Below are 24134 nucleotides of genomic sequence, written 5' to 3' on the forward strand. Positions count from 1 at the left end.
TAATCCGAATTTGGTGTGATTGATTTGGAAGTTTATTTGGAATCGAGGTCGCGGCCAGCACCGTGCGCGGCGTCGTACAGGGCCAGCGCGTCGGGTGTGCCGGCGGGCAGCGTGGCCTGCACGTTGGCATCGTGGCGCAGGGCGAAGAAGGTGAGCAGCAGCTGTCGCTGCAGGCCGAACATCTGGCGCTCCTGCTCGGGGGTCACGTGGTCGTAGCCGAGCAGGTGCAGGATGCCGTGGATGGTGAGCAATAGCATCTCCTGCATGGTGCTGTGCCCGGCTGCGGCAGCCTGTTGGGCAGCGACCCACGGGCAGATGACGATGTCGCCGAGCACTCCTTCCATCACGGTTTTGCCGTCGCCTGGGCGCAGCTCGTCCATCGGGAAGCTCATCACGTCGGTCGGACCTTCGAGGTTCATCCAACGCATGTGCAATTCGGCGATGGGATTGGGATCCACGAACATGATGGTCAGGTCGGACTGGGTGCTCACGCGCATCTGGTCGAGTACCCAAATACCCAAATCGGAGAAGACCTTGGGGTCGATGACCCACTGGGTTTCATTGGTGACGTCAACGCTCATCGTCTGTCTCACTTTGGTTGGTTGAATCCGCTTGCTGGCGGGCATCGAAGTCGGTATGGTTGCGGCGGCCCTTGCGTTCGATGTCGCGGTGGTCGCCGGCGATGGCGGAGTGACGGTCGTAGGCGGCCACGATCTGGCCGACCAGCTGGTGACGTACCACGTCCTCGGTTTTGAGATGCACGAATGCGATGTCGTTGATGCCGCCCAGGATGCGTTCGATGGTGGCCAGTCCCGAGCGCGGCACGGTAAGGTCCACCTGCGAGATATCGCCGGTGATGACCATCGTGGTGTTGAAGCCCAGACGGGTCAGGAACATCTTCATCTGCTGTTCGGTGGTGTTCTGAGCCTCGTCGAGGATCACGAACGCGTCGTTCAGCGTACGACCGCGCATGTAAGCGAGCGGCGCCACTTCGATGGAGCCGTCGTCCATGTACCGCTTGAGCTGGTCGGCGCCGAGCATGTCGCCAAGCGCGTCGTACAGCGGGCGCAGATACGGGTCAACCTTGTCGTTCAGCGTGCCGGGCAGAAAGCCGAGGCTTTCGCCGGCCTCCACGGCCGGGCGCGTAAGGATGATGCGGCGAATCTGCTTGTCCTGGAAGGCACGCACAGCCTTGGCCACGGCCAGATACGTCTTGCCGGTGCCTGCGGGACCAATGCCGAAGGTGATGGTGTGCGATTCGATGGCGTTCACGTAGGCCACTTGTCCGGCGGTTTTCGCACGGACCGGCACGCCGGCGGCAAAGGTGATGACGCCGGGAACCGTGGGCTTGCGGTACGTCGGGTCGTGGGAGCCGGCAGAACGTGCATGGGCGCGTTCGTTTGAGGTCGATTGCGCCAGTTTGTCATGCACCGGGCCGTGACCTGGATGTTCGAGGCGCACGTGGTTCTTGAGCACGTTCTGGTCGAGCATGCGACGCACGGTGTCGGCGTCCATAGGCGCGGTGTAGGCGGCTTGGATGATGGTGTTGACCAAATCCTCGGCCTGTGCGGCCTGGGCTTCGGTCTGCTTGGAGCGGGAGACGATCGCCACGCGGTTGCCGCGCACGATAATCGTCAGGTCCGGAAAGGCGCGCTCCACCTCGCGAATGACCTCGTCAACCGGGCCGAGCACGGCGACGGGGTCAAGTTGGGGCGGGATGGTGATGGTACGTGTAGTCGTTGCCACGAAGCGGATATTCCCCTACTACTCGTCGAGCTTTTCGCCGGTCATCACGTGCGCGTGCACGTGGAAGACGGTCTGGCCGGCGTCGAGACCGGTGTTGAACACCAGTCGGTAGGCGCCGTGAAATTCCTTGTCGGCGATGTTCTGCGCGATGGAGACGATGTGGGCCAGCTCGGTCGGGTCGTCGGCGGCAAGTTCGGCGACGTTGGCGTAGTGCTTCTTGGGCACCACGAGCACGTGGACCTTGGCCTTGGGGTTGATGTCGTTGAATGCGTAGGTCGTCTCGTCCTCGTAGACCTTGCTGCTGGGAATCTGCCCTGCGATGATCTTGCAGAACAGGCAATCGTCGGATTCGCTCATCATGCTCCTTGGTTTGATGTTGCTACGCACCAGCTTAGCGCGTGGGCGTTACTCGTAACGTCCCAACACCCGAGACAACAGCGACAACGCTACAGGACCGGCCGTCGCGGCTCTCAGAATATTGTGCCCCAGTACGCAGCTCACCGCTCCGGCCTTGACGAAATCAGCTACCTCCTGCTCACTGATGCCGCCCTCAGGCCCGACCACCACACTGACAGTCCGCGGCCGACCGTCCTGGAGCGTGCGTTCCACCAACTGCGCAACCTTCTCCTCCACGCCGGACCACGTATCGGTAGCATCCTGATGCAGCACAATCACCACATCGCCATGCACGCAGGCCCTGCGGCAGATGGCCACGACCTCTTTGCTGGACGCGCACGCCTCCAATTGCGGCTTAAAGGCGCGCCGCGACTGCTCGGTGGCGGCATCCAGTACCGAATTCCACTTCTTGTCTGTACGGCCGACCTTCCACTTGGCAATGGATCGGTCCGCCTGCCATGGCACCACTTGGTCGACGCCGATCTGCGTAGCCATATCGATGGCCTGCTCATCATGGCCGGTTTTCGCCAATGCCTGAATCAGCGCCAAACGGGTGAGCTGCTCGGGTTCGCGCCCCACTTCCACGACTTCAGCCAGTCCGGCTTCAGGATCGGCCATCACTGCCTGGATTCTCAAGCCGTTGCCGTCGGAAAGTTGCAGGCTGTCCCCTGCCTTGAGTCGCATGGCCTGCACGGCATGGCGCTTGATGTGAGCAGGCAGGGTTAGCTTCCAGCCGGCGTGGAGTTCGTCGCTGTTCACCGGGACGTCGTCGACCTGCGGGTCGAAAAGAAAAAGGGCATCAGTCATGACTTCAAGGCTACACGCGACACGCCGGGCACACGCGCGAATTGCATCCCTGTAATTTCATGCTAAGCTATTTACTCGTTGTCCAAACGACACCTGCCCGGGTGGCGGAATGGTAGACGCGCTAGCTTGAGGTGCTAGTGCCTATTTTATACGGGCGTACGGGTTCAAGTCCCGTCTCGGGCACAGATAAACCCCTTGCATTGCAAGGGGTTTTTCGTTATCTGCACACACGAAAGGCCACCAATGCAGTTCATCACGCTGGACACCGTTGACGACCCGCGCGTCGAAGCGTATGTGAGCCTCACCGAAATGCAGTTGCGCAATCGCTTGGAACCAGCCAAGGGCGTGTTCATCGCCGAGTCCCCCAAAGTCATCGACCGCGCGCTGGCCGCTGACCGCGAACCGCTGTCACTGCTGGTCGAGGAACCTTGGCTGGAGGGCATGAAAGACACCTTCGACTTCATCGACGGGCGCTGGGGCGCGGATATTCCCGTCTACGTGGCCTCACCTGAGCAGCTCAAGCGTCTGACCGGCTACCGTTTGCATCGCGGCGCCCTATGCGCGATGCGACGCTGGCTGCTGCCCTCCGTAGCCGAGGTCTGCAGGAGCGCCCGCCGCGTGGCAGTAATGGAAAACATCGTGGACCACACCAATGTGGGCGCACTGATGCGTTCGGCGGCCGCGCTCGATGTGGATGCCGTGCTGGTCACGCCCTCCTGCGGTGATCCGCTGTACCGACGAGCCGCTCGTGTGTCGATGGGCACCGTATTCCAGATTCCGTGGACCCGTATCACCGGGTTCAACGACGACGGTACCGAAAACAAGCATTACTGGCCGTTCCAGGGCATCGACGAGTTGAAGTCGCTGGGCTTCACCACTGTGGCCATGGCATTGGAGGATCGTTCGATTTCGTTGGACGAACTGACACGCCGTCTGCACGCGCCTGACGAAGATCCGACGCATATCGACAAGCTCGCGCTGATCTTCGGCACCGAGGGCGACGGCCTGTCCCACCATACGATTGCCCGCGCCGATTTGACCGTGAAGATTCCGATGAGCCACGGCGTGGATAGTCTGAACGTGGCGGCATCCAGCGCAGTGGCGTTCTACGCGACACGCTAAGGAATCGCACGCGCCCCTAAAAGGCCGAATCCTTAACAAATCTACGAAACTGTTCATCGCAAGTTCACGGCACGCGGGTGGCAAAAGCCTTGCATGTTCGATTTTTTCTGCAATTATTAACTATGTAAACCGAATGCAAGGAAGCATCCGGCCCAGTAGTGCGGTGTCGAAAGACGCTCAGTAACAGAGAGGACAGTTACGATGGCCAAGAATCCCAAGATTCTGTCGATTGTGCTTGCAGGTGGTGAGGGGACCCGCCTGATGCCGTTAACCCGCGATCGCGCGAAGCCCGCCGTTCCCTTCGGTGGTGTGTATCGTCTGATCGATTTCCCGTTGAGCAATCTGGTGAACTCCGGGTACCGTCAGGTCGTGGTGCTCACCCAGTACAAGTCTCACTCGCTTGACCGCCACATCTCCCAGGTCTGGCGTTTCTCCCCGCTGCTTGGTTCGTACGTCTCCCCTGTGCCCGCGCAGCAGCGTCTCGGCAAGCATTGGTATCTCGGCTCCGCCGACGCCATCTACCAGACCATCAACATCATCGAGGATGTCCAGCCGGACATCGTGGTGATTGTGGGTGCCGACCACGTCTACCGCATGGACTTCGAACAGATGGTTCAGCAGCACATCGAGTCCGGTGCTGAGTTCACCGTGGCCGGTATCCGCCAGCCCATCGAGGAATCGAACCAGTTCGGTGTGATTGAGGTCGATCACGATCACCCGAACATGATCAAGAACTTCCAAGAGAAGCCGGCCAACACCACCGGTCTGCCGGACAATCCGAACCAGATTCTGGCTTCCATGGGTAACTACGTTGCCAACACCAAGGCCCTGTTTGAGGCTCTGTCTCTCGATGAGAAGGCTGCCGACACCAAGCACGACATGGGCGGCGACATCGCCCCGTACTTCGCTTCTCGCAACGAGGCCGGCGTCTACGACTTCAACTCGAACGAGATTCCAGGCTCCACGGCCACTGATCACGCTTACTGGCGCGACGTCGGTACGATTAAGCAGTTCTACGATGCACACATGGATCTGATCGCCTATGTGCCCGAGTTCAACCTATACAACCAGGATTGGCCGATTTACACGATGTCCGGCAACCTGCCGCCAGCCAAGTTCGTGCACGCGGGCCGCGACCGTCTGGGCCACGCCACCGATTCAATCGTCTCCCCCGGTGTGATCGTCTCCGGCGGTGAAGTGCACCACTCCGTGCTCTCCCCCAATGTGCGTATCCACTCGTGGGCACAGATTGTCGATTCCGTGCTGTTCGACGGTGTGATCATCAACCGCCGTGCCCGCGTGTACAAGGCAATTCTTGACAAGAATGTGGTGCTCACCGAAAACTCCACTGTCGGCATCGATACCGAGCACGATCTGGCCCGCGGCTTCACTGTCACGCCAGACGGCATCACGGTTGTCCCGAAGAACACCATCGTCGATGACTGATTGACCAGTCCAGACATGGAAAAGCCCCGTATCATGCGGGGCTTTTCTCGTATAGAGCTCCCTCATCAGAGGGAGCTTACTAAGCGCTATCAGTACTTTGGCATGTTGTCGAAGTTGAAGCCTAGGGCGGCGAGCTGGTCGCGGCCTTCGGGTGTGATGCGCTCCATGGTCCAGCGCGGGTCCCACGTCCAGTCGATGCGGAACTCCTCGACCAGACCGGCCAGTGTGGAGGCGCATTCGTCCTCGATAAGGTCGGTCAGCGGGCAGGCCGGCGTGGTCAGCGTCATCGTAATAATGGCGCGGCCTAGCTCATCGATCTCAATGCCGTAGACCAGACCCAAATCGATCACGTCGATGCCAAGCTCCGGATCAATCACCTGATGCAGTGCCTCGCGCACGTCTTCGGCAGTGGCGCGGCCGATATCGTCAATCGCCTTGATCGGAATCTCGCTGCCATCGGACTGTTCGTCATCCCGGCAACCGCATTTGCCATGGTGACCGCCACACGCACAGGTGTCATCGCCGGACGCAGCAGAGTGCTCGATCGGGCGTCCGTTCGGGAAGCCCTTGGCCAAGGCCGGGTTGGCCATCACGCGGCGAGCGGCCTCCTCGTCCTGCAGGACGCCGTTGACGGCATCGAAAACGGATGGCTGTGGTTCGGGAACCAAATTATCGTTGGACATATTTCCTCAGTTCTTTGCAGCGAGGGCTTTGGCGATGGAGTCCTTCAGCCCTTCCCAGCCTAGCAGAGCGCATTTGATGCGCATAGGGTATTTCGACACGCCTTGGAATACCACGGCGTCGCCGAGCTTTTCTTCCAGGTTCTCGTCGTCCAGACCGGCACCGCGCGATTCCATCAGCTTGTGGAATGTCTGTTCCAGATCCATGGCCTCGTCCACGGTTTTGCCGCCCACCAGATCGACCATCACCGACAGGCTGGCCTGCGAAATGGAGCAGCCGTGGCCGTCCCACACCAATCGCTTGATGGTGTGCGGTTCGTCATCGGAGACTTCGACATGGATGGTCGCCTCGTCGCCGCAGGTCGGGTTGAACTGGTGCGATTCACCGGGCGTGCAGTATTCGTGGCTGGCTTGCACGGTGACATTGGCCGCCGCGTCCGCGGACTGTTCGACCGCCGCGTTGGGCGCAAAGGATTCCTTGCCATGCGGATGTTTTGACGCCTCGAGGATGACCTCTTGGTACATCTGTTCGAGGTCATCCCCGCTCATACCGAATTCGTTCATGGTGATCTGTTTTACTCCACTCCAAAGAACTTACGGATACCCTTGGCCGCTTCGACCAATGCTTGGGCATCTTCGACCGAATTGTAGACACCGGAGGAGGCACGGTTGGATGCGTATAGGCCGAAGTGGCGGTGTACCGGCTGGGCGCAGTGGTGCCCCACGCGAATCGCGATGCCCTGGGCGTCGATGAACTGGCCCACATCGTGCGGGTGCACGCCGGCCACGTCGAACGCCACGGTGCCGATGCGGTCCACGTTTTCGCGCGGTCCGAGGATACGAATGCCATCGATGTCGCCGAGCTTCAGCAGTTCGGCGGCGATGGTCTTCTCATGGGCTTCGATGTTCTCAAGACCGATATTCATCATCCATTCGGCGGCGACGCCTGCGGCCACCACTTGGGCGACCGGCTGGGTGCCGGCCTCGAAACGGGCCGGAGGGGCCATGTATTGGGCCTCGTGGTCCATGTAGGCGAGCTCGACCATGGAGCCGCCGAAGTTGGCCGGCGGCAGGGCTTCGAGCAGTTCGCGCTTACCGTACAGGAAACCGACGCCGGTAGGACCGTACATCTTGTGCGCGCTCCAGGCAGCGAAGTCCACATCAAGCGCATGGAAATCGACTTTGAGGTGCGGTACGGACTGGCAAGCGTCCAAGATGAAGATCGAACCTACTTCATGCGCACGCTTGATGATAGGGGCGATGTTGGTGATGGCACCCGTGGTGTTGCCCACGTGGGTGACAGCCACGACCTTGGTACGCTCGGTGATGACTTCGTCGAGGTTGTCCGTACGCACACGGCCGTCCTCGGTCAGGTCGATCCACTTGAAGGTGGCACCGGTACGGTAGGCCAGCTCCTGGAACGGCAGCAGCACCGAATGATGTTCCGCGCGCGAGACGACGATCTCATCGCCCGGCTTCAGGGCAAAACGCTTGGCGGCTTCTCCCCCACGGCCCAGCGACGCATTGCCGAACGCGGTGGCGAGCAGGTTCAGTCCGGCCGTGGCACCACCGGTGACGACGATCTCTTCTTCGCCTTCCGCTGCATTCGCGCCGACCAGCTTGGCGACCTTGGCACGGGCCTCTTCGAAAGCCATGGTACTACGGGCCGCCAGCTCGTGGGCACCGCGGTGCACGCCGGCGTTGATCGTACGGTAGAAGTTCGCCTCGGCGTCGATCACCGCATTCGGCTTCTGCGAGGTGGCCGCAGAATCCAGGTACACGAGCGGGTGCCCGTGAATCTCCTGATTCAGAATCGGGAACTCGCCCCGAATCTCCTTAAAATCAACCATTATGTTCCCCTACTTACGTAACAATTGTACGAAACGAGTGGGAGTCGGACATGGCCTGTTCGCGACCGTAAAGACTTGGCCTGAGCGGCCCGGAACGTGTCGAGAATAGGGCATGTCAGACTCCCACGGTCACGGTCTCAGGCCAGCGCGGACTCGGAATCAGCACCCTCGGGCAGGTACTGGTCGTAGCCGTTCTCTTCGAGTTCGTCGGCCAGCTCAGGGCCGCCGGTCTTGACGAAGTGGCCGTCGGCGAACACGTGCACGATGTCCGGCTTGATGTACTTCAAGATACGGGTGTAGTGCGTGACCATGAGGATGCCGAACTGGTTGGCTTCCTTGGCACGGTTCACGCCTTCGGACACGATGCGCAGGGCGTCCACGTCCAAGCCGGAGTCGGTTTCGTCAAGGATGGCAAACTTCGGCTTCAGCAGTTCGAGCTGCAGCACTTCGGCGCGCTTCTTTTCACCGCCGGAGAAGCCTTCGTTCACGGAACGGGAGGCGAACTTCGGGTCCATCTTGAGGCGCTTCATGGCTGCGGACAGGTCTTTGGCCCACTGGCGAATACCGGGAGCCTCGCCGTCGATTTCGGTCTTGGCGGTGCGCAAGAAGTTGGTCATGGACACGCCCGGTACTTCGACCGGGTATTGCATGGCCAGGAACAGGCCGGCCTTGGCGCGCTCGTCCGGAGTCATCTTGAGGATGTCCTTGCCGTCGAGGAGGGCCTCGCCGGAGTCGACCACGTACTTGGGGTGGCCGGCCAACGTGTAGGCGAGAGTGGACTTGCCGGAACCGTTGGGGCCCATGATGGCGTGGGTTTCGCCGGAGTGGACGGTCAGGGTGGCACCCTTCAGGATCGGCTTGATGCCTTCCTTGGTTTCGACGTGGACGTGCAGGTCCTTGATTTCGAGTGTTGACATTGTTGTGCTCCTAAAAATGCTGTTCTTACTTGTCTTCGAGGACCTGTGCCATGGCGTCGTTTTCGCCACGGGCCAGTCGGCGGTCAATCACGGTCATCAGATGTTCGGAGATGGCAGGAATGCCGATCTCCTCGACGAGTTCGCCGAAGAAGCCACGCACCACGAGCTTGCGGGCGTCGGTTTCGGGGATGCCGCGGGATTCGAGGTAGAACAGTTCCTCGTCGTCGAAGCGGCCCACCGAAGAGGCGTGACCGGCACCGATGATGTTGCCGTTTTCGATTTCGAGGTTCGGCTCGGAATCGGCGATGGCACCCGGGGTCAGGACCAGGTTGCGGTTGAGCTCGTAGGAGTCGGTGCCGGGGGCGGTGGGCTGGATGAGCGCGTTGCCCACCCAAGTGGAGTGCGCGCCCTTGCCGTCAAGCGCGCCCTTGTAGACCACGCGGGACTTGCAGTCGGGGTGGTTGTGTACCACCATCGTGCGGTGTTCGATGTGCTCGCCGGGGTCCACGAAGTAGATGCCGAGCATGTTGAGGTCGCCTTGTTCGCCGCCGAAGTCCTGATCCATGCGGATGCGGACGATGTCGCCGCCCAAGGTCACGACGGAGTGGCGCAGGGATGCGCCTTCGCCGACGTGGATGCGGTGGTTGGCCACATGCTTGGCGGTTTTGGCCCATTCCTGAACGAACGTGGTGGAGACGTGCGAGTCCTTGCCGGTGGTGATTTCCACGCCTTCGGCCAGTCGTGCGTCACCGTTGTGTTCCACGACGACGTCCGCATGAGCCTTGTCGGCGGCGGCGATCACCAGATGGAAAGCGTCGAGGTCCTCCCCCGCGCCGTGCACCTTGACGAGCACGGGCTGGGCGATCTCACCGGACAGTTCCAGAATGGTTGCGGTGTGGCCGGATTCCCATTCGACTGCGGAGACGCGGTCGTTGGGCTTGGACACAGTGCCGGACAGGCCCTCACCGAGCTTGATCTGGCTGAGCTTCACGCCTTCGGCCAACGGCGAGCCGTCAATCATGGAGACTTCGATCTGCGTTTCGCCGGAAGGCTTGAACACGGTGAAGAACTCGTTGATGCGCTCGATAGGCGTGTAGCGCCATTCGTCCTGCTTGCGGCTGGGCTCCGGGTAGTCGCCTGCGTTGAACGAACGCACGGCATGGTCCACGGAGGACGGCATGGCGGCCGGAATCGCGTACGGGTCGTTGGGGTCGGCGACCGGAATCTTGATTTCCTTGACGGGTGTTGTGTTGTCGGTCATCGGAATCAGCCCACCGATCCTTCCATCTGAAGTTCCACAAGTCTGTTGAGTTCAAGCGCGTATTCCATCGGCAGCTCGCGGCTGATCGGTTCGACGAAGCCGCGCACGATCATGCCTCGCGCCTCTTCCTCCGTGAGTCCTCGGCTCATCAGGTAGAAGAGCTGGTCTTCGGAAATCTTGGAAACGGTGGCTTCGTGGGCCATCGAAACGTCGTCTTCGCGAACGTCGACGTGCGGGTAGGTATCGGAGCGGGAGAAGTCGTCGACCAGCAGGGCATCGCACACGGTCGAGTTGGACGAACCGTACGCGCCCTTGACGATTTTGACCAGACCGCGGTAGGCGGAGCGGCCGCCGCCGCGCGAGATGGACTTGGCGACGATGGTGGAGCTGGTGTGCGGTGCCAAGTGAATCATCTTCGCGCCCGTGTCCTGGTACTGGCCCTTGCCGGCAAAGCCGAGGGACATGGTGGATGCCTTGGCGTACGGTTCGGCGAGGATGCAGGCCGGGTACTTCATGGTGGCCTTGGAACCGATGTTGCCGTCCACCCACTCCATCGTGCCGCCCTCACGCACGTAGGCACGCTGGGTGACGAGGTTGTAGACGTTGTTCGACCAGTTCTGCACGGTGGTGTAGCGCACGCGGGCGTGCTTCTCGACGATGATCTCGACGATGGCGGCGTGCAGCGAGTCCTCGGACCAGATCGGGGCGGTGCAGCCTTCCACGTAGTGCACGTAGGAGCCTTCGTCCGCGATAATCAGCGTACGTTCGAACTGACCCATGGCCGGGGTGTTGATGCGGAAGTATGCCTGCAACGGGATGTCCACGTGCACGCCCTTCGGCACGTATACGAACGAGCCGCCGGACCATGCCGCGGTGTTGAGGGCGCCGAACTTGTTGTCCTCCGGGGGCACGACGGTGCCGAAGTACTTCTTGACGAGTTCAGGGTATTCGCGCACAGCGGTGTCCGTGTCGACGAAGATCACACCCTGCTTCTTCAGGTCCTCACGAATGGAGTTGTAGATTACCTCGGACTCGTACTGGGCAGCCACGCCGGAGACGAGGCGGTTCTTCTCCGCCTCCGGGATGCCAAGGCGATCGTAGGTGTTGCGGATATCGTCCGGCAGCTCCTCCCACGACTTCGCCTGCTTCTCGATCGGCTTGACGTAGTACTTGAAGTCGTCGGCGTTGAAGCCGGAGAGATCCACACCCCAATCGGGCATGGGCTTTTCGAGGAACGCCTTGAATCCACGCAGACGCATGTCGAGCATCCACTGCGGCTCGCCTTTGTCGGCGCTGATCGCGCGTACGACGTTCTCATCAATGCCTCGTTTTGCGGCTTCGCCGGCGGCATCAGAATCATGCCAACCATAGTTGTAGTCGCCGAACTGGCTGATGATCTCGTCATCCTTCTTGATCTTGTCCTCGTTGACGCGGGTACGATCAGCCACATACTGGCTCATCTCCACGTCAGCGGCGGCGTTTGGCGCTGTGTTTTCGGTCACCATCCTGCCTTCCTTGTATCACACTTAACCCTATGAAAACCTAGCAGAACCCAAGTGCAAACACTAGCTGCCCTGACGCATATTGGCTGTGGGCTTGATTACATGCGGGCGCCATCGGGCCATGCGGCATCACGGATGGCGCCAAACGGCGAAGGCGTGGCGGCGAAGCATCCTGAGATGCCGTGCCGTCACGCCTTCATCGTGCGCGGACCGACCGCGCGGGATCCACGGTCAGCGGGCCGCCTGATGGCCGAGCGCCGCCTTGACCAGACCGGCGAACAGCGGATGTGGCTTGGTCGGGCGGGACTTGAACTCCGGGTGAGCCTGGGTGGCCACATAGAACGGGTGCACGTCCTGCGGCAGTTCCACGAACTCGGTGAGCTCGCCATCCGGGCTCTGGCCAGAGATGCGCAGGCCGCCTTCGCGCAGACGATCCTTGTACGCCACGTTGACTTCGTAACGGTGGCGGTGACGCTCGGTGACATGCGTGGTGCCGTACAGTTCGGCGACCAGCGAGCCTTCCTCCAGCTCAGCCGGGTAGGAGCCAAGACGCATGGTGTGGCCCATGTCGCCCTTGCCGGCCACGATGTCCTTCTGCTCTTCCATGGTGGCGATCACCGGGTTGGCGCAATCGGGCTCGAACTCGGAAGAGTTCGCGTCTTCAATGCCCAGCACGTGGCGGGAGTATTCGATGACCATGGACTGCAGGCCCAGGCACAGGCCAAGGGCGGGCAGCTTGGTTTCACGGGCGAACTTCAGGGCGCCGATCTTGCCATCGATGCCGCGGATGCCAAAGCCGCCGGGGATCACGATGCCGTCGACGTTGTCGAGAGCGGCGGCCGCACCTTCGGTGGTTTCGCAACGGTCGGCCGCAACCCACTTGACGTTGACCTTGGCCCAGTTGGCAAAGCCTCCGGCCTTGATGGCCTCGGTGACAGACAGGTAGGCGTCCGGCAAATCGATGTACTTGCCGACGATGGCGATGTTGACCTCGTGCTTGGGGTGGTGGACGCGCTCAAGCAGGTCTGCCCATTCATCCCAATCGACATCGTGGAACGGCAGGCCGAGCTCACGCACCACGTAAGCATCAAGGCCCTCTTCGAACAGGATCTTCGGTACATCGTAGATGCTCGGCGCATCCACGCAGTTGACCACGCCTTCGGCATCGACGTCGCACATCAGGGAGATCTTGTCTTTGATGGACTGGTTGAGCGGGCGGTCGGAACGCAACACGAGGGCGTCCGGGGAGATGCCGAGTTGACGCAGCATCATCACGGAGTGCTGGGTGGGCTTGGTCTTGAGCTCGTGGGCGGCGGAAATGTACGGCACCAGGGAAACGTGCACGAACATGCAGTTGTCCGGGCCGAGATCGCGGCGCACTTCGCGGGCGGCCTCAAGGAAGGGCTGGGACTCGATGTCGCCGACAGTACCACCGATCTCGGTGATGATCACATCCACGTCATCGGAAGCCTGGGCGCGCATACGAGACTTGATTTCGTTGGTGATGTGAGGGATGACCTGCACGCACTGGCCGAGGTATTCGCCGGCGCGCTCCTTGCGCAGCACTTCCTGATAGATCTGACCGGTGGTGACGTTGGCCTTCTGGCTCAGGAAGACGTCGAGGAAACGCTCGTAGTGGCCGATGTCGAGATCGGTTTCAGCACCGTCTTCGGTCACGTAGACCTCACCATGCTGGAACGGGTTCATGGTGCCCGGGTCGACGTTGATGTACGGATCGAGCTTTTGCTGCAGAACATGGATGCCGCGGCTGCGCAGCAAACGACCGAGCGAAGATGCGGTCAGGCCCTTGCCGAGAGAGGAAACAACGCCGCCAGTGACGAAAATATGCTTGGTGACGTGCTCTTGAGAATTACCATGTGTTCTTCTAACCATGGAATTCCACTCTATCATCCGTGTATGACCCGGCGTGTTCATGACGTGGCCGGTGTAGTCGCGCGTAGGCGGCCCGTCTCGTCCTGCCTTGGCCAGCATATGGTCGAATACACGGCGCACTTCAGGCCCATAGGGCGCACCAGGACGAGGATTCTGGTCCGATTCGTCGGAACAGGAATCCCGGGCTCAACGTCGACTGATACCCGGGATTGGCTGGAGGGCTTGGTTCTATTCGCTCAGCAAGTGCGCCACAGCATCGAGCGCGAGCTTGTAGCCGTAGAAACCCATGCCGGTGATGGTGCCGGTGGCCACAGGGCTGATTACGGAACGCTTGCGGAACTCGTCGCGGGCGGACGGGTTGGAAATATGGACTTCCATAAGTGGCAGGTTCTCATCAATGACCATGTGCGCGGCGTCGGCGAGAGCATACGAATAGTGCGTGAAGGCGGCGGGGTTCATGACCACCGGGGTTTTCTCGTCGGCGGCTTGGTGCATCCAGCGCACCATTTCGGCTTCGTCGTCGGTCTGACGCACCTCGACTTCGAGGCCGAGGTCCTTGCCCCATTCGGCGCAGAGCTTGCGCAGGGTGTCGAGGTCTTGACGACCGTAGACGTCGGGCTGGCGGACGCCGAGACGTCCGAGGTTAGGGCCATTGACAACGATGACTTTGGTCATCGGGACTCCTTTTGTTTGTGCTTCTCTCCCTCCGCCCCTTCGGGGCACCTCCCTCATCAGAGGGAGGAAGAAGGTAGATCCGACTCCGGGGCACCTCCGTTAGAGGGGAGCCAAGTACTTTTTTCTGAGGGGATGGCGAACGGCACGGCCTGTGGCCGTTCAATTATTGCTGGATACGATGGAAGGCTTCTTCTACGGCGTCGGCGGGCGGGTTGTCGAGGTGTACGACGTGACCAATCTCGTCAAGGACCACGAAACGCAGTTCGTTGCCACGGGCTTTCTTGTCGCGATGCATCAATGCGAGCACGTCGTCGAACGAGCCGCCATGCCACGACGTCGGCAGACCCAGCGAAGCGAGCAACGAGCGGTGATAGTCAACCAGATCCTGATCGATGTAACCGATCAGATGGGCCAGCTCGGCGGCATACACCATACCGACGGCCACCGCATTGCCATGCCTCCAGCGGAAGTGCTCGAGCTTTTCGATGGCATGGCCCATCGTGTGCCCGTAGTTGAGGAATTCACGAAGACCCTTCTCCTTCAAATCGGAGGAGACGTGATAGACCTTGACCTTTACCGTGCGCTCAATGAGCTCGGCAACCACGTCTTCGAGCGGCGAGCCAAGGAATGTAGAGCCGACGAAAGCGCGCAGTTCAGCTGCGTGGTCTTCGAGGATATGAAGGATTTCGGGATCGCGGATGAAACCGGATTTGGCGACTTCGCCGAGACCCTCGATGAAGATGTCATTGGGTAGCGTAGCCAGCGTCTTGGTGTCGGCCAGCACACCGGCAGGCGTGTAGAACGAGCCGACGAGGTTCTTGCCCTGCGGGGTGTTGATGCCGGTTTTGCCACCGGTGGAGGCATCGACCATGGCCAGCAGCGAGGTCGGGCAGTTCACATAGCGCACGCCACGCATCCACGTGGCGGCCACGAAACCGGCCAAATCGGTTGCGGCACCGCCGCCAAGCCCCACCACGGCATCGGATCGGGTGAAACCTTCGTTGCCAAGGCGTTCCCAAATGCCGTTGGCCACGGTAATGGTCTTGCCGGGTTCGGCATCCGGAATCACGATGTCGGAAACCTCATAGCCGCCCTGACGCAACAGAGCGCGGGCACGATCGGAGTGTCGCTGCACCGACTGAGTGTGGATAAGCGCGATTTTGGCGGGTTTGGGTCCCAGCACATCGGCCAGATGGTTCATGGCACCTTCGCCAATGACCACATCATACGGCTCAATTGCCGCTCCGGTAACATGCACTGCTCGCTCAGATACCATATCAATCACTTTCTTCGCTGCGCCCTGAGGCGTAAGCCCCCGGGTATGGACATGAACGTTGGCGACCTCGCGGAATACTGGGTCACGCTGCTTGAACAGTTTTTTCCAACGGGAGTTGGCGTTGCCATTGAGCATGGGCCGGCCTCCCCCACGGTTCGCGCGTTCCATGGCTTCCGCCGGATCGGCATCAAGGTAGACCACACGACCGCCATGGTCGATGTAGGAGGCGAGGGCATGCTGGGTGGAGGACGTCATGGGAGCGCCACCGCCCAGCGAAAAGATACCGTCGAAATCCTCAAGCATATCGGCGATGAGATCGGCCTCGACCTCGCGGAATGCCGGCTCACCGTATTCCTCGAAGTAGGAGGGAATCTTCATGCCCACTTCACGTTCGATCTCCACATCGGCATCGGCGAACGGCAGACGCAACATATGCGCCACTTCCTTACCGACACGTGTTTTGCCGGCTCCCATCATGCCGATGATGACGGCGCGGGGGCGTGCGGTCATAATCTACGAATCCTCTCGACGATTGGTGGGTACAGTTGCTGATGGTTCCGTGGCAGTCGTCACGAAACCATACGCCCTTCGTTCAGCGCATGTGCTCCGGCCACGAGGCGAGATACGACTCAAGGTTGCGCCGTGTTTCGGCAACACTGTCTCCACCGAACTTATCCAGCGCGTACTTCGCCAAAGTCAGACGCACCATGGCCTCGGCCACCACGGATGCCGCAGGCACGGCGGTGCTGTCGGAACGCTGGTTGATGGCTTGTGCGGATTCGCCGGTCAGCACGTCGACCGTACGCAGGGCCTTGGGGATGGACGGAATCGGCTTCATGGCACCGCGTACGCGAATCACCTGGCCATTGGACATACCGCCTTCAATGCCGCCTGCGCGGTTGGACAGACGGTCGATGCGGCCGTCGGCGTTGACCACGATCTCATCGTGCGCCTGCGAACCGGGGCGGGAGGCTGCCAGGAAGCCGTCGCCGATCTCCACACCCTTGAACGCCTGAATGCCCATAATCGCGGAGGCCAGAGCCGCGTCCAGTCGGCGGTCGGACTCCACATACGTGCCGATGCCGGCAGGCACACCGTAAGCCAGCACTTCAATCACGCCGCCCAACGTATCGGCGGCCTTCTTGGCTTCATTGATGCGTTCGATGATACGGACCTCGGCCTCTTTATCCAACGTACGCACGGGAGAGGCATCCAACGCTTCCAGATCGTCAGGTGTGGGCAACGGCAAATCAGGGTTGGTCTGCACGCCACCGAGCGCCACCACGTGGGCTACGGTGCGGATGCCGAACGCCTGATCCAGGAACTGCTTGGCCACCTCGCCCAAAGCCACACGGGAGGCGGTCTCACGGGCGCTGGAGCGCTCCAGTACCGGTCGGGCGTCGTCAAAACCATACTTGCGCATGCCGGTCAGATCGGCGTGGCCCGGGCGCGGGCGGCTCAGCGGCGCATTGCGGCCTTCGCGCGGCAGGTCATGGTCGAGTGCATCGGCGCTCATGACCTCGGTCCACTTCGGCCATTCGGTGTTGGCGATTTCGATGGCCACCGGCGAGCCGAGGGTCAGGCCGTGGCGTACACCGGTCAGCAGACGGACCTTGTCTTGCTCGAACTTCATGCGGGCACCGCGACCATATCCAAGTCGACGGCGTGCCAGTGCGGAAACGATATCGTCCGTGCTAATACGCACGCCGGCCGGCAACCCTTCAATCATGGCCACCAATGCTTCTCCGTGCGACTCCCCTGCCGTCTGCCAACGCAGCATAACTTCCCTCGTTTCATGTGTGTACGTCTATGAGTACGTCTAACTAGGGGTTAATGTTAAGCTATGCCATACCTGTTCACGCTACCCGGTCTGCTATGTGGGCTTACACTGTCCATTGAGGATGTTCGTCATCGGCGGGTGCCGATCGCATGGGTGGCCGTGGGCGCGTTAATCCAGTTGGCCGCCGATTTCGCGTATGGAGTGGTGGCGAACGACCTGTTCGTGCTGTTGCAGGCACTGTTGTTCACCGTGCTATGTTGCCTGATCCAGTTCGCGTTGGCGTTGCTGGTGCCGCGGTCATTGGGATTCGGCGATGTGACCGCCTTGATACCTATGGGATTGTCTGTCGGACTGTTTGGCCTGTTGCCTGTGGTGGTCTGGTGGCTGGCGATGGGCGTTGCCGGCATCACATGGATTGCCTTGTGGACGCGATTCGACCCACAACGCACATCACCGGCACATGCGGGCAAGGTGCCGTATGTGCCGGTGATATTGGCGGGCGCGATTGTGGCGGTGGTGGTTGGGGTGTTGTCCTAGATTTCTCCTCCATCCGCTTTGCGGGAGCCCCGGGCTTAAGTCGAGCGTTACATTCCCCGCAGTGCTCCCCTCAGTCCGCTTTGCGGACAGCTCCCCTCGGCGAGGGAGCCAATGAAGAGACTAATGTCCGATCAGCTTCCCCAAGCGAAGGGAGCTAACGGGATGACTACTGGTTTTCGGCTTGCCACTTGCGTAGTTCGGCCACGTTCTGGTCATGTTCATCGGCGGTTGCGGCGAACTTGGTTTCGCCGGTGTCCAGATTGACCGTGCAGAAGTACAGCCAATTGCCGCTTTCGGGGTGCAGTGCCGCTTGAATGGCACTATCGCCGGGATTGCTGATCGGCGTAGGCGGCAGGCCGGAGATCTTGTACGTGTTGTACGGGTTGGACTCGTCCTGGGTCATCTCGGTGGTCACCTGCGCGGGCTTGACGTTATTGCCATAGGCCACGGTGGAATCCATGCCCAACGACATGCCCTGCTCCAAACGGTTCTCGATGACTCGCGTCACTTTGCCGTAGTAATCGGCTTTGTTGACCTCGGCCTCGGCGATAGAGGCGATGATCATCACCCGTTCGCGGTCACTGCCGGTCGGCACGCCCAATTCATCCAACTTGGCGATACGCTTATCGACCATGGCCTTGAGGATTTCCGAAGCGCTCTTCATGCTCTTGACGTTGTAGGTTCCCGGCTCCAGCCATCCCTCAAAGCTACCGCCCGCTTCATTGGGCAGAATATCCTTACCCTTGTTCTTGATAATCGTGTCGAATTCGCTTTGGGCAATGCCGGAAAGCTTCGCGGCGTCGGCGAACACATCGGTGGCACGTTCACCGGGACGAACCTCAAGGAAGCCCGATGCCTGGTTGGTGTCGGAGAGAACGGCGATCACATCGGATGCGGCCATATGCTTCTTCAATGTGAACGTTCCCGGATAGAGTGTCGCGCTATTGGCGTTGACCACGCTGGTGAACGCGGCAGTAGACTTGATGACTTCGGCCTTGAGCAGCTTATCGGCGATCTCCGCCGCACCTTGGCCCTCGCTCACGGTGAATTCGACCTCGCCATAGCCCGGTCCCGGATAGTCCGCGATGGCCGTCGACTGGTTGCTCCGGCTGTCGCGCCATGCGATGAGCTTGGTTACGCCGAAATAGCCGCCGCCGATAAGCAGGGCGACGATGGCGATAGCGATGATAATGCCACTGATACGCTTGCGCTTGCGATGTGCACGTCGCTTGCGCATCTCCTTGCGGGATTTCGGCGGTTCTGGCGGCTTGGCCCCGCGCATTGGTTCTGACCCCTGTTCGACCCAATGCGTGTTGTCATCAAAGAACTCGTTAAAATCATCGGTCATAACCGATACCTCACTACTCCCGGGTACGGTCGAGTGCCGTCTGCAAAATCACCACTGCCGACTGCTGGTCAACCACCGGCCTGTGCTTGTTCGAAGCTTTATGGGCCTCGAACAGTTGACGATGCGCACTGACTGTTGTTAATCTCTCATCTATCAATGACACCTGCGGAATCTGATACTCCGTAGAATCACTGTCTTCACTCTCTGCTTGCAGCCTCTTCTCCAGATTGGCCGCCCACCTGCGCGCTTTTTTGGCGCTTTTGCCTTCTGTACCGTCCATCTGCAGGGGCAATCCGACGATTACATGGTCCACATGTTCGTCTTCGATGACGTTCAGGACCTCGTCAATAGCAAAGAAATAGTCGCCGGCAACATGAATGTTGCCAGCAGGGTGTGCAAAGGTAAGCTCCGGGTCGGACAGTGCCAGTCCGACCCGGGCATTACCCAAATCAACGCCTAACCACACCACTGGCGGAATCAGGCTTTCTGCGCCTCGTGCTTGAGCGCTTCGAGGGCCTCGCCGATCTTGGAGGCATCGACACCGCCACCCTGGGCGAAGTCCGGCTTGCCGCCGCCACCACCGCCGAGGACCTTGGCTGCGCCACGTACCAGATCACCGGCCTTGATGCCGGCCTTGCGGGCGGCCTCGTTGGTGGCCACGGCGACCATCGGCTTGTCATCCTCGTTCACGCCGGCGAGGGCCACCACCACGGGGGCGTCTTCACCGAGTTGTGCGCGCACGTCGAGCACGGTCTTGCGCAGGGCGTCGACCGCGCCGAAGTGGCCCACGTTCTTGACAGCCACCTTGACCGGGGCCGCGGAGTCCTTGGTGTCAGCAACCAGCGCCGGAACCGAGGCGGCCAGCTGGGACTCGTACATGGAGGCCAAGCGACGATCGGATTCCTTGAGCTTGGCGAGCAGGGCGTTCACACGCTCGGCGAGCTCGTCCGGGCGAGCGTTGAGCTTGTCGGACAGCTGGGAGACCAGCGCGTGCTCACGAGCGTTGAAGTCATAGGCACCCTGGCCCACGACGGCGTCGACACGACGCACGCCGGAGCCGATGGAGGCTTCGGACAGGATGTTGACCATGCCGATCTTGCCAACGTGGTCCACGTGGGTACCACCACACAGCTCGCGGCTCCAGCCGTCTTCGCCGATGGAGACCACGCGTACGATGTCGCCGTACTTCTCGCCGAACAGGTGCATGGCACCGAGTGCGATGGCGTCGTCGAACTTCATTTCCTTGGTGGTCACAGCGAGGTTGTCGCGCAGCTTGTCGTTGACGCGCTCCTCGACTGCGGAGATCACGGACTTGGCCGGGGCCTTGGACCACTGGAAGTCGAAGCGCAGACGGTTCGGGGCGTCTTCGGAGCCGCGCTGGGTGGCCTGCGGGCCAAGCTCCTCACGCAGCGCCTTGTGCACCATGTGCGTGGCGGTGTGAGAGCGGGCGATGGCGCCACGGCGGGCCAGGTCGATGTTGGCGTTGACTTCGGCGCCGACGACCAGAGTGCCTTCGGTCAGACGGCACTGGTGGACGATGAGGTCCTTGATGGGCTTCTGCACATCGTCGACTTCGAGCACGGCGCCGTCGTCGGACAGGATCTCGCCCTGATCGGCAAGCTGACCGCCGGCCTCCGCGTAGAACGGGGTGCGGTCGAGAATGACCTCGACGTTGGCCGGGCCGGTCACGGCGGGCACGGAGCCCTTGCCTTCCTGCATGATGCCGATGACCTTGGCACGGGCGGACATGTCCGTGTAGCCGAGGAAGTCGATCGGCTTGGCGAGCGTCTTCTTGAAGTCGTCATAGACCGACAGGTCCACGTTGTGGCGCTTCTTGAGGGCGTCGGCGCGGGCGCGGGACTTCTGCTCGGCCATGAGTTCGCGGAACTTGGCCTCGTCGACTTTCACGCCTTGGTCGGCGGCCATTTCGAGAGTCAACTCGATCGGGAAGCCGTAGGTGTCGTGCAGAGTGAACGCATCAGAGCCGGAGACCACCGGGTCGGCGGTCTTCTTGGCCTTCTTGACGGCCACGTCGAGAATCTCGATGCCGTTCTCCAGCGTACGACGGAATGCATCTTCCTCGCCGTAGGCCGCTTCGGAGACATCGTGGAAGGTGTCGTTGAGCTCCGGGTAGCTGGCGACCATGGCCTCCTTGGAGACGGGCAGCAGCTCGGGAATCACCGGATCGGTCACGCCAAGCACGCGCATGGCCTGCACGGTGCGACGCAGCAGGCGACGCAGCACGTAGCCGCGGCCGACGTTGCTCGGACGCACGCCATCGGACATAATCATCAGCGCGGAACGCACGTGGTCGGCCACGACACGGAACTTGACATCCGCGGCCTCGTCCTCGCCGTACTTGCGGCCGGACAGGCGCTCGGCGGCCTCGATGACCGGGAAGACCTCATCGGTCTCGTAGATGTTCTGCTTGCCCTGCATCAGGTAGGCCAAGCGTTCCAGACCGGCGCCGGTATCGATGTTCTTCTGGGCAAGCTCGCCGACGATGTGCAGGTCGGTCTTGGACTTGACGTTGTCGACCTCGTAGTTCTCGAACACGAGGTCCCAGATCTCGATGAAGCGCGTCTCATCGGCCGCGGGACCGCCATCACGGCCGTATTCGGGGCCGCGGTCCACGTAGATCTCGGAGCAGGGGCCGCCAGGGCCAGGGCCACCGGTGGTCCAGAAGTTGTCTTCCATGCCGAAAATCTGCATGTGCTCGGGATCGAAGCCCTCGTTCTTCCAGATGGAACGGGCCTCTTCATCGTCGGTAAAGGTGGTGACCCACAGCTTTTCCGGGTCAAAGCCGTAACCGCCCTGGTCCTGCGGGGTGGTCAGCAGCTCCCAGGCGTAGTGGATGGCCTCTTCCTTGAAGTAGTCGCCGATGGAGAAGTTGCCAAGCATCTGGAAGAAGGTGCCATGGCGGGTGGTCTTGCCGACCTCGTCGATGTCGAGCGTGCGCACGCACTTCTGGTTCGATGTCATGCGGCGCTTCGGCGGGGTCTGCTCACCAAGAAGGTAGGGAATGAACGGCACCATGCCGGCGATGGTGAACAGCGTGGTGGGGTTCGGGGAAATCAGGGATGCCGAAGGCATGACGAGATGATCATGTTTGGCAAAGTAATCGAGGTATCGCTTTGCGATGTCCGCAGTGCGCATGAGCGGATGAACTCCTTGTTTGGGTAATGGGCGCAGTTGCGCCTGGTATTGGTGGAAAAAGACTGGATTATGAGGACTAGTTTGTTCTAGCTGGTTCAGTGACTAGATGGCAAGGCGGCATGCGCGTGTCAGTTGGCGCGCTCGATGTACTGACGGTTGAGCTCAGCCTCGCGGGCTCGACGGGTGGCATTGAACTCGTTGATCAACCCTTCGAGTGTTTTCATCGGCACATTGTCCTGATCGGGGCCAAGCAGGAACTGGCGTGCCGCATCAGGCGTATTGGCCTTGACATAGGCCTGTGCCTTGGTGACGGCAACGATTCCGATGGCCACGCCGACGCCGACCCAGAAGATGCGTTTGAACATCACTCCCCCTTCTCGGCGGTGTCGTTGACGGTGGTTTTCGCGGCGTTCTTCGCAAGGAAGGACTGCCCCGTGGTTTTCAGCGCGTAGAAGGTGGAAGCAATCTTGATGATGGGCTTACCGAGGAAGGAGCCATACAGATCGGTCAACGCACCAACGTTGTTGGCGGTGGTGGAAGCCGCGGCGGAAATCTTGTTCACGTCTTCAAGCGACTTGTTGACCTGCTTGACGGTGGTCACGCCTTCGTCCAGCGCGGGGATGGCGTGTTCACCGGACTCCCGGACCGTCTGCGATATCTGATCAAACATCTTGCCCAGCCTGATCAGCGGATAGATCATGAAACCGGCCAATACTGCGAACGCGATGGCCGCGATCAGGCCAGCGATCTCTCCGACTTCCATTGTTGCCTCCTTGAGGTCACACTTACTCGGATAAGGGTAGCACTCCTCCCCTATTTACCCGTGCAACTGACGATAAAATACGCTATTTGCCGTATGAGACGATGGTCACGGCCTGCGAAAACGGTTTGGTCGTGTCGAAGTCGAGTACGGTTACCGAGCCGTTGGCCGGTCGTTCGCTAAGGTCAAGATCGGGGCCTCCGAAACGGTGGCCGAGGCTGAGCAGCGTGTTACCGTGCGAAATCTGAAGCACATCATCGCCATCCTTGAGATTGGGGTTGCTGGCGATGAGCTGGAATGCTCCTTCGACGCGCGTCCAGTATTCTTCATCGGATTCCGCGTCATGGAAGGGGTCGGCCTCTTTCAGGAAATCACGGGAGGCGGCCAGACCAAATTTGGCTACGATGTCGTTGTAGTCCTTCGCGCCGTGAGGTCCACCCGCAGCGGTCCAAGCCAGCGACATGTCCTGACCCTCGAAGTATCCGTAGCATTGTTCGCGGAAATGCATATCGGCCGTGAGTTCTGGCCGTGCATGTCCGGCAGCCTCATTGATATCGAGAATTCGCTTCGCTGTGATTTCGGCGCGAGAAGTATCGGAACAATATGCCGCCGCAAAATCATAGCCCTTAAGTTTGTGCCCGGCCCTGTCGGCATCGGCAAGTCCGGATGCGGTGAGCGGCGCATTGCACCATCCCTGAAGACGGTTGTATTTATTGAACGTGGTTTGCCCATGACGAACCAGATGCAAATGCAGAATCAGGGTTCCCATGCTACCGCAGTCCGCTAAAACGCAGGCCCGTCGCCCCCTCCATGGCACGCGAACCGCAGGAGACCGTCGACGAAACCGACAACAGGCCCATGCGAGTGCTCGGCTAGCGCACCCCCGCCGAGGCATTCGCCGACGAACTACTAGAACCAGCCGCGAACAAGGATGTTGCACTTACAAATAGATAACAGGCCCCAGCTGACATGACTGATTTGA

General features: G+C 60.7%; 23 protein-coding genes, 1 tRNA gene and 1 pseudogene. 5 read left to right on the forward strand and 20 right to left on the reverse strand.

The features are described 5' to 3' along the window. Window positions 1–32: 32 nt before the first annotated feature. Genes ybeY through BLIJ_RS08225 form a run of 4 tightly spaced genes read right to left on the reverse strand, consistent with a single transcriptional unit; the run spans window position 33 to window position 2949 of the window. Complete coding sequence (gene ybeY / locus BLIJ_RS08210; RefSeq protein WP_012577899.1) at window positions 33–581, reverse strand: rRNA maturation RNase YbeY; 549 nt, start codon at window positions 579–581, stop codon at window positions 33–35. Continuing rightward, on the reverse strand, window positions 571–1746 hold the full coding sequence (locus tag BLIJ_RS08215) for a PhoH family protein (protein ID WP_012577900.1): 1176 nt from the start codon (window positions 1744–1746) through the stop codon (window positions 571–573). Before BLIJ_RS08215 ends, ybeY begins: the two co-directional genes overlap by 11 nt. 18 nt (window positions 1747–1764) lie before the next feature. Further along, entirely contained in the window at window positions 1765–2103 is a 339-nt protein-coding gene (locus BLIJ_RS08220) for a histidine triad nucleotide-binding protein (protein WP_007055091.1), read from the reverse strand. A 48-nt stretch (window positions 2104–2151) separates the two neighbouring features. Further along, complete coding sequence (locus BLIJ_RS08225; protein WP_012577901.1) at window positions 2152–2949, reverse strand: 16S rRNA (uracil(1498)-N(3))-methyltransferase; 798 nt, start codon at window positions 2947–2949, stop codon at window positions 2152–2154. A 95-nt stretch (window positions 2950–3044) separates the two neighbouring features. Here BLIJ_RS08225 and BLIJ_RS08230 point away from each other — a divergent pair. From BLIJ_RS08230 to glgC, 3 genes are all read left to right on the forward strand, one after another. Continuing rightward, window positions 3045–3132: transfer RNA gene (locus BLIJ_RS08230), tRNA-Leu, on the forward strand. Between the two features lie 60 nt (window positions 3133–3192). Next, window positions 3193–4071 (forward strand): TrmH family RNA methyltransferase, encoded by an 879-nt coding sequence (locus BLIJ_RS08235; protein ID WP_012577902.1) that lies wholly within the window; start codon window positions 3193–3195, stop codon window positions 4069–4071. A 201-nt stretch (window positions 4072–4272) separates the two neighbouring features. Further along, window positions 4273–5517 carry a glucose-1-phosphate adenylyltransferase gene (gene glgC, locus BLIJ_RS08240; RefSeq protein WP_012577903.1) on the forward strand — a complete coding sequence of 415 codons (1245 nt, stop codon included), beginning with the start codon at window positions 4273–4275 and terminating at the stop codon, window positions 5515–5517. 89 nt (window positions 5518–5606) lie between these two features. Here glgC and BLIJ_RS08245 read toward each other — a convergent pair whose 3' ends face one another. The 10 genes from BLIJ_RS08245 to aroC form a co-directional block, all read right to left on the reverse strand. Next, on the reverse strand, window positions 5607–6200 hold the full coding sequence (locus BLIJ_RS08245) for a metal-sulfur cluster assembly factor (RefSeq protein ID WP_012577904.1): 594 nt from the start codon (window positions 6198–6200) through the stop codon (window positions 5607–5609). A 6-nt stretch (window positions 6201–6206) separates the two neighbouring features. Next, complete coding sequence (sufU, locus tag BLIJ_RS08250) at window positions 6207–6761, reverse strand: Fe-S cluster assembly sulfur transfer protein SufU (RefSeq protein WP_012577905.1); 555 nt, start codon at window positions 6759–6761, stop codon at window positions 6207–6209. 11 nt (window positions 6762–6772) lie between these two features. After that, window positions 6773–8047 (reverse strand): cysteine desulfurase, encoded by a 1275-nt coding sequence (locus tag BLIJ_RS08255; RefSeq protein ID WP_012577906.1) that lies wholly within the window; start codon window positions 8045–8047, stop codon window positions 6773–6775. Between the two features lie 137 nt (window positions 8048–8184). Beyond that, the gene (sufC, locus tag BLIJ_RS08260; protein ID WP_012577907.1) at window positions 8185–8964 is read right to left on the reverse strand and encodes a Fe-S cluster assembly ATPase SufC; all 780 of its coding nucleotides are present in this window, start codon (window positions 8962–8964) and stop codon (window positions 8185–8187) included. 25 nt (window positions 8965–8989) lie between these two features. Then, complete coding sequence (gene sufD, locus BLIJ_RS08265; RefSeq protein ID WP_012577908.1) at window positions 8990–10225, reverse strand: Fe-S cluster assembly protein SufD; 1236 nt, start codon at window positions 10223–10225, stop codon at window positions 8990–8992. A gap of 5 nt (window positions 10226–10230) precedes the next feature. Further along, window positions 10231–11730: a Fe-S cluster assembly protein SufB gene (sufB, locus tag BLIJ_RS08270; RefSeq protein WP_012577909.1), complete on the reverse strand. Its 1500-nt coding sequence runs from the start codon at window positions 11728–11730 to the stop codon at window positions 10231–10233. A 228-nt stretch (window positions 11731–11958) separates the two neighbouring features. After that, a complete protein-coding gene (pyrG, locus tag BLIJ_RS08275) occupies window positions 11959–13620 on the reverse strand; it encodes a CTP synthase (protein ID WP_014484975.1) in 1662 nt (553 codons plus the stop codon). A 228-nt stretch (window positions 13621–13848) separates the two neighbouring features. Then, window positions 13849–14295: a type II 3-dehydroquinate dehydratase gene (aroQ, locus tag BLIJ_RS08280; RefSeq protein ID WP_012577911.1), complete on the reverse strand. Its 447-nt coding sequence runs from the start codon at window positions 14293–14295 to the stop codon at window positions 13849–13851. A gap of 163 nt (window positions 14296–14458) precedes the next feature. Further along, entirely contained in the window at window positions 14459–16081 is a 1623-nt protein-coding gene (locus BLIJ_RS08285; protein WP_012577912.1) for a bifunctional shikimate kinase/3-dehydroquinate synthase, read from the reverse strand. An 82-nt stretch (window positions 16082–16163) separates the two neighbouring features. Continuing rightward, a complete protein-coding gene (gene aroC, locus BLIJ_RS08290) occupies window positions 16164–17351 on the reverse strand; it encodes a chorismate synthase (protein ID WP_012577913.1) in 1188 nt (395 codons plus the stop codon). Window positions 17352–17414: 63 nt separating this feature from the next. On the opposite strand from aroC, the gene BLIJ_RS08295 reads away from it, so the two are divergent. Continuing rightward, window positions 17415–17888, forward strand: coding sequence for a prepilin peptidase (locus BLIJ_RS08295; protein WP_012577914.1), 474 nt, complete (start codon window positions 17415–17417; stop codon window positions 17886–17888). 166 nt (window positions 17889–18054) lie between these two features. Here BLIJ_RS08295 and mltG read toward each other — a convergent pair whose 3' ends face one another. The 6 genes from mltG to BLIJ_RS08325 form a co-directional block, all read right to left on the reverse strand. After that, a complete protein-coding gene (mltG, locus tag BLIJ_RS08300) occupies window positions 18055–19236 on the reverse strand; it encodes an endolytic transglycosylase MltG (protein WP_012577915.1) in 1182 nt (393 codons plus the stop codon). Between the two features lie 13 nt (window positions 19237–19249). Next, a complete protein-coding gene (gene ruvX / locus BLIJ_RS08305; RefSeq protein WP_012577916.1) occupies window positions 19250–19705 on the reverse strand; it encodes a Holliday junction resolvase RuvX in 456 nt (151 codons plus the stop codon). 8 nt (window positions 19706–19713) lie between these two features. Continuing rightward, a complete protein-coding gene (gene alaS, locus BLIJ_RS08310) occupies window positions 19714–22392 on the reverse strand; it encodes an alanine--tRNA ligase (RefSeq protein WP_012577917.1) in 2679 nt (892 codons plus the stop codon). Window positions 22393–22520: 128 nt separating this feature from the next. After that, window positions 22521–22757 (reverse strand): hypothetical protein, encoded by a 237-nt coding sequence (locus BLIJ_RS14710; protein WP_012577918.1) that lies wholly within the window; start codon window positions 22755–22757, stop codon window positions 22521–22523. Next, window positions 22757–23155, reverse strand: coding sequence for a DUF948 domain-containing protein (locus BLIJ_RS08320; RefSeq protein WP_012577919.1), 399 nt, complete (start codon window positions 23153–23155; stop codon window positions 22757–22759). Before BLIJ_RS08320 ends, BLIJ_RS14710 begins: the two co-directional genes overlap by 1 nt. A gap of 82 nt (window positions 23156–23237) precedes the next feature. Further along, complete coding sequence (locus tag BLIJ_RS08325; protein ID WP_012577920.1) at window positions 23238–23921, reverse strand: histidine phosphatase family protein; 684 nt, start codon at window positions 23919–23921, stop codon at window positions 23238–23240. 35 nt (window positions 23922–23956) lie between these two features. Between BLIJ_RS08325 and BLIJ_RS15380 the strand changes: the two are divergent. Then, a pseudogene (locus BLIJ_RS15380) lies at window positions 23957–24102 on the forward strand (IS30 family transposase); the annotation flags it as partial. Window positions 24103–24134 lie beyond the last annotated feature (32 nt).

The sequence above is a fragment of the Bifidobacterium longum subsp. infantis ATCC 15697 = JCM 1222 = DSM 20088 genome (assembly GCF_000269965.1).
Lineage (GTDB): Bacteria > Actinomycetota > Actinomycetes > Actinomycetales > Bifidobacteriaceae > Bifidobacterium > Bifidobacterium infantis.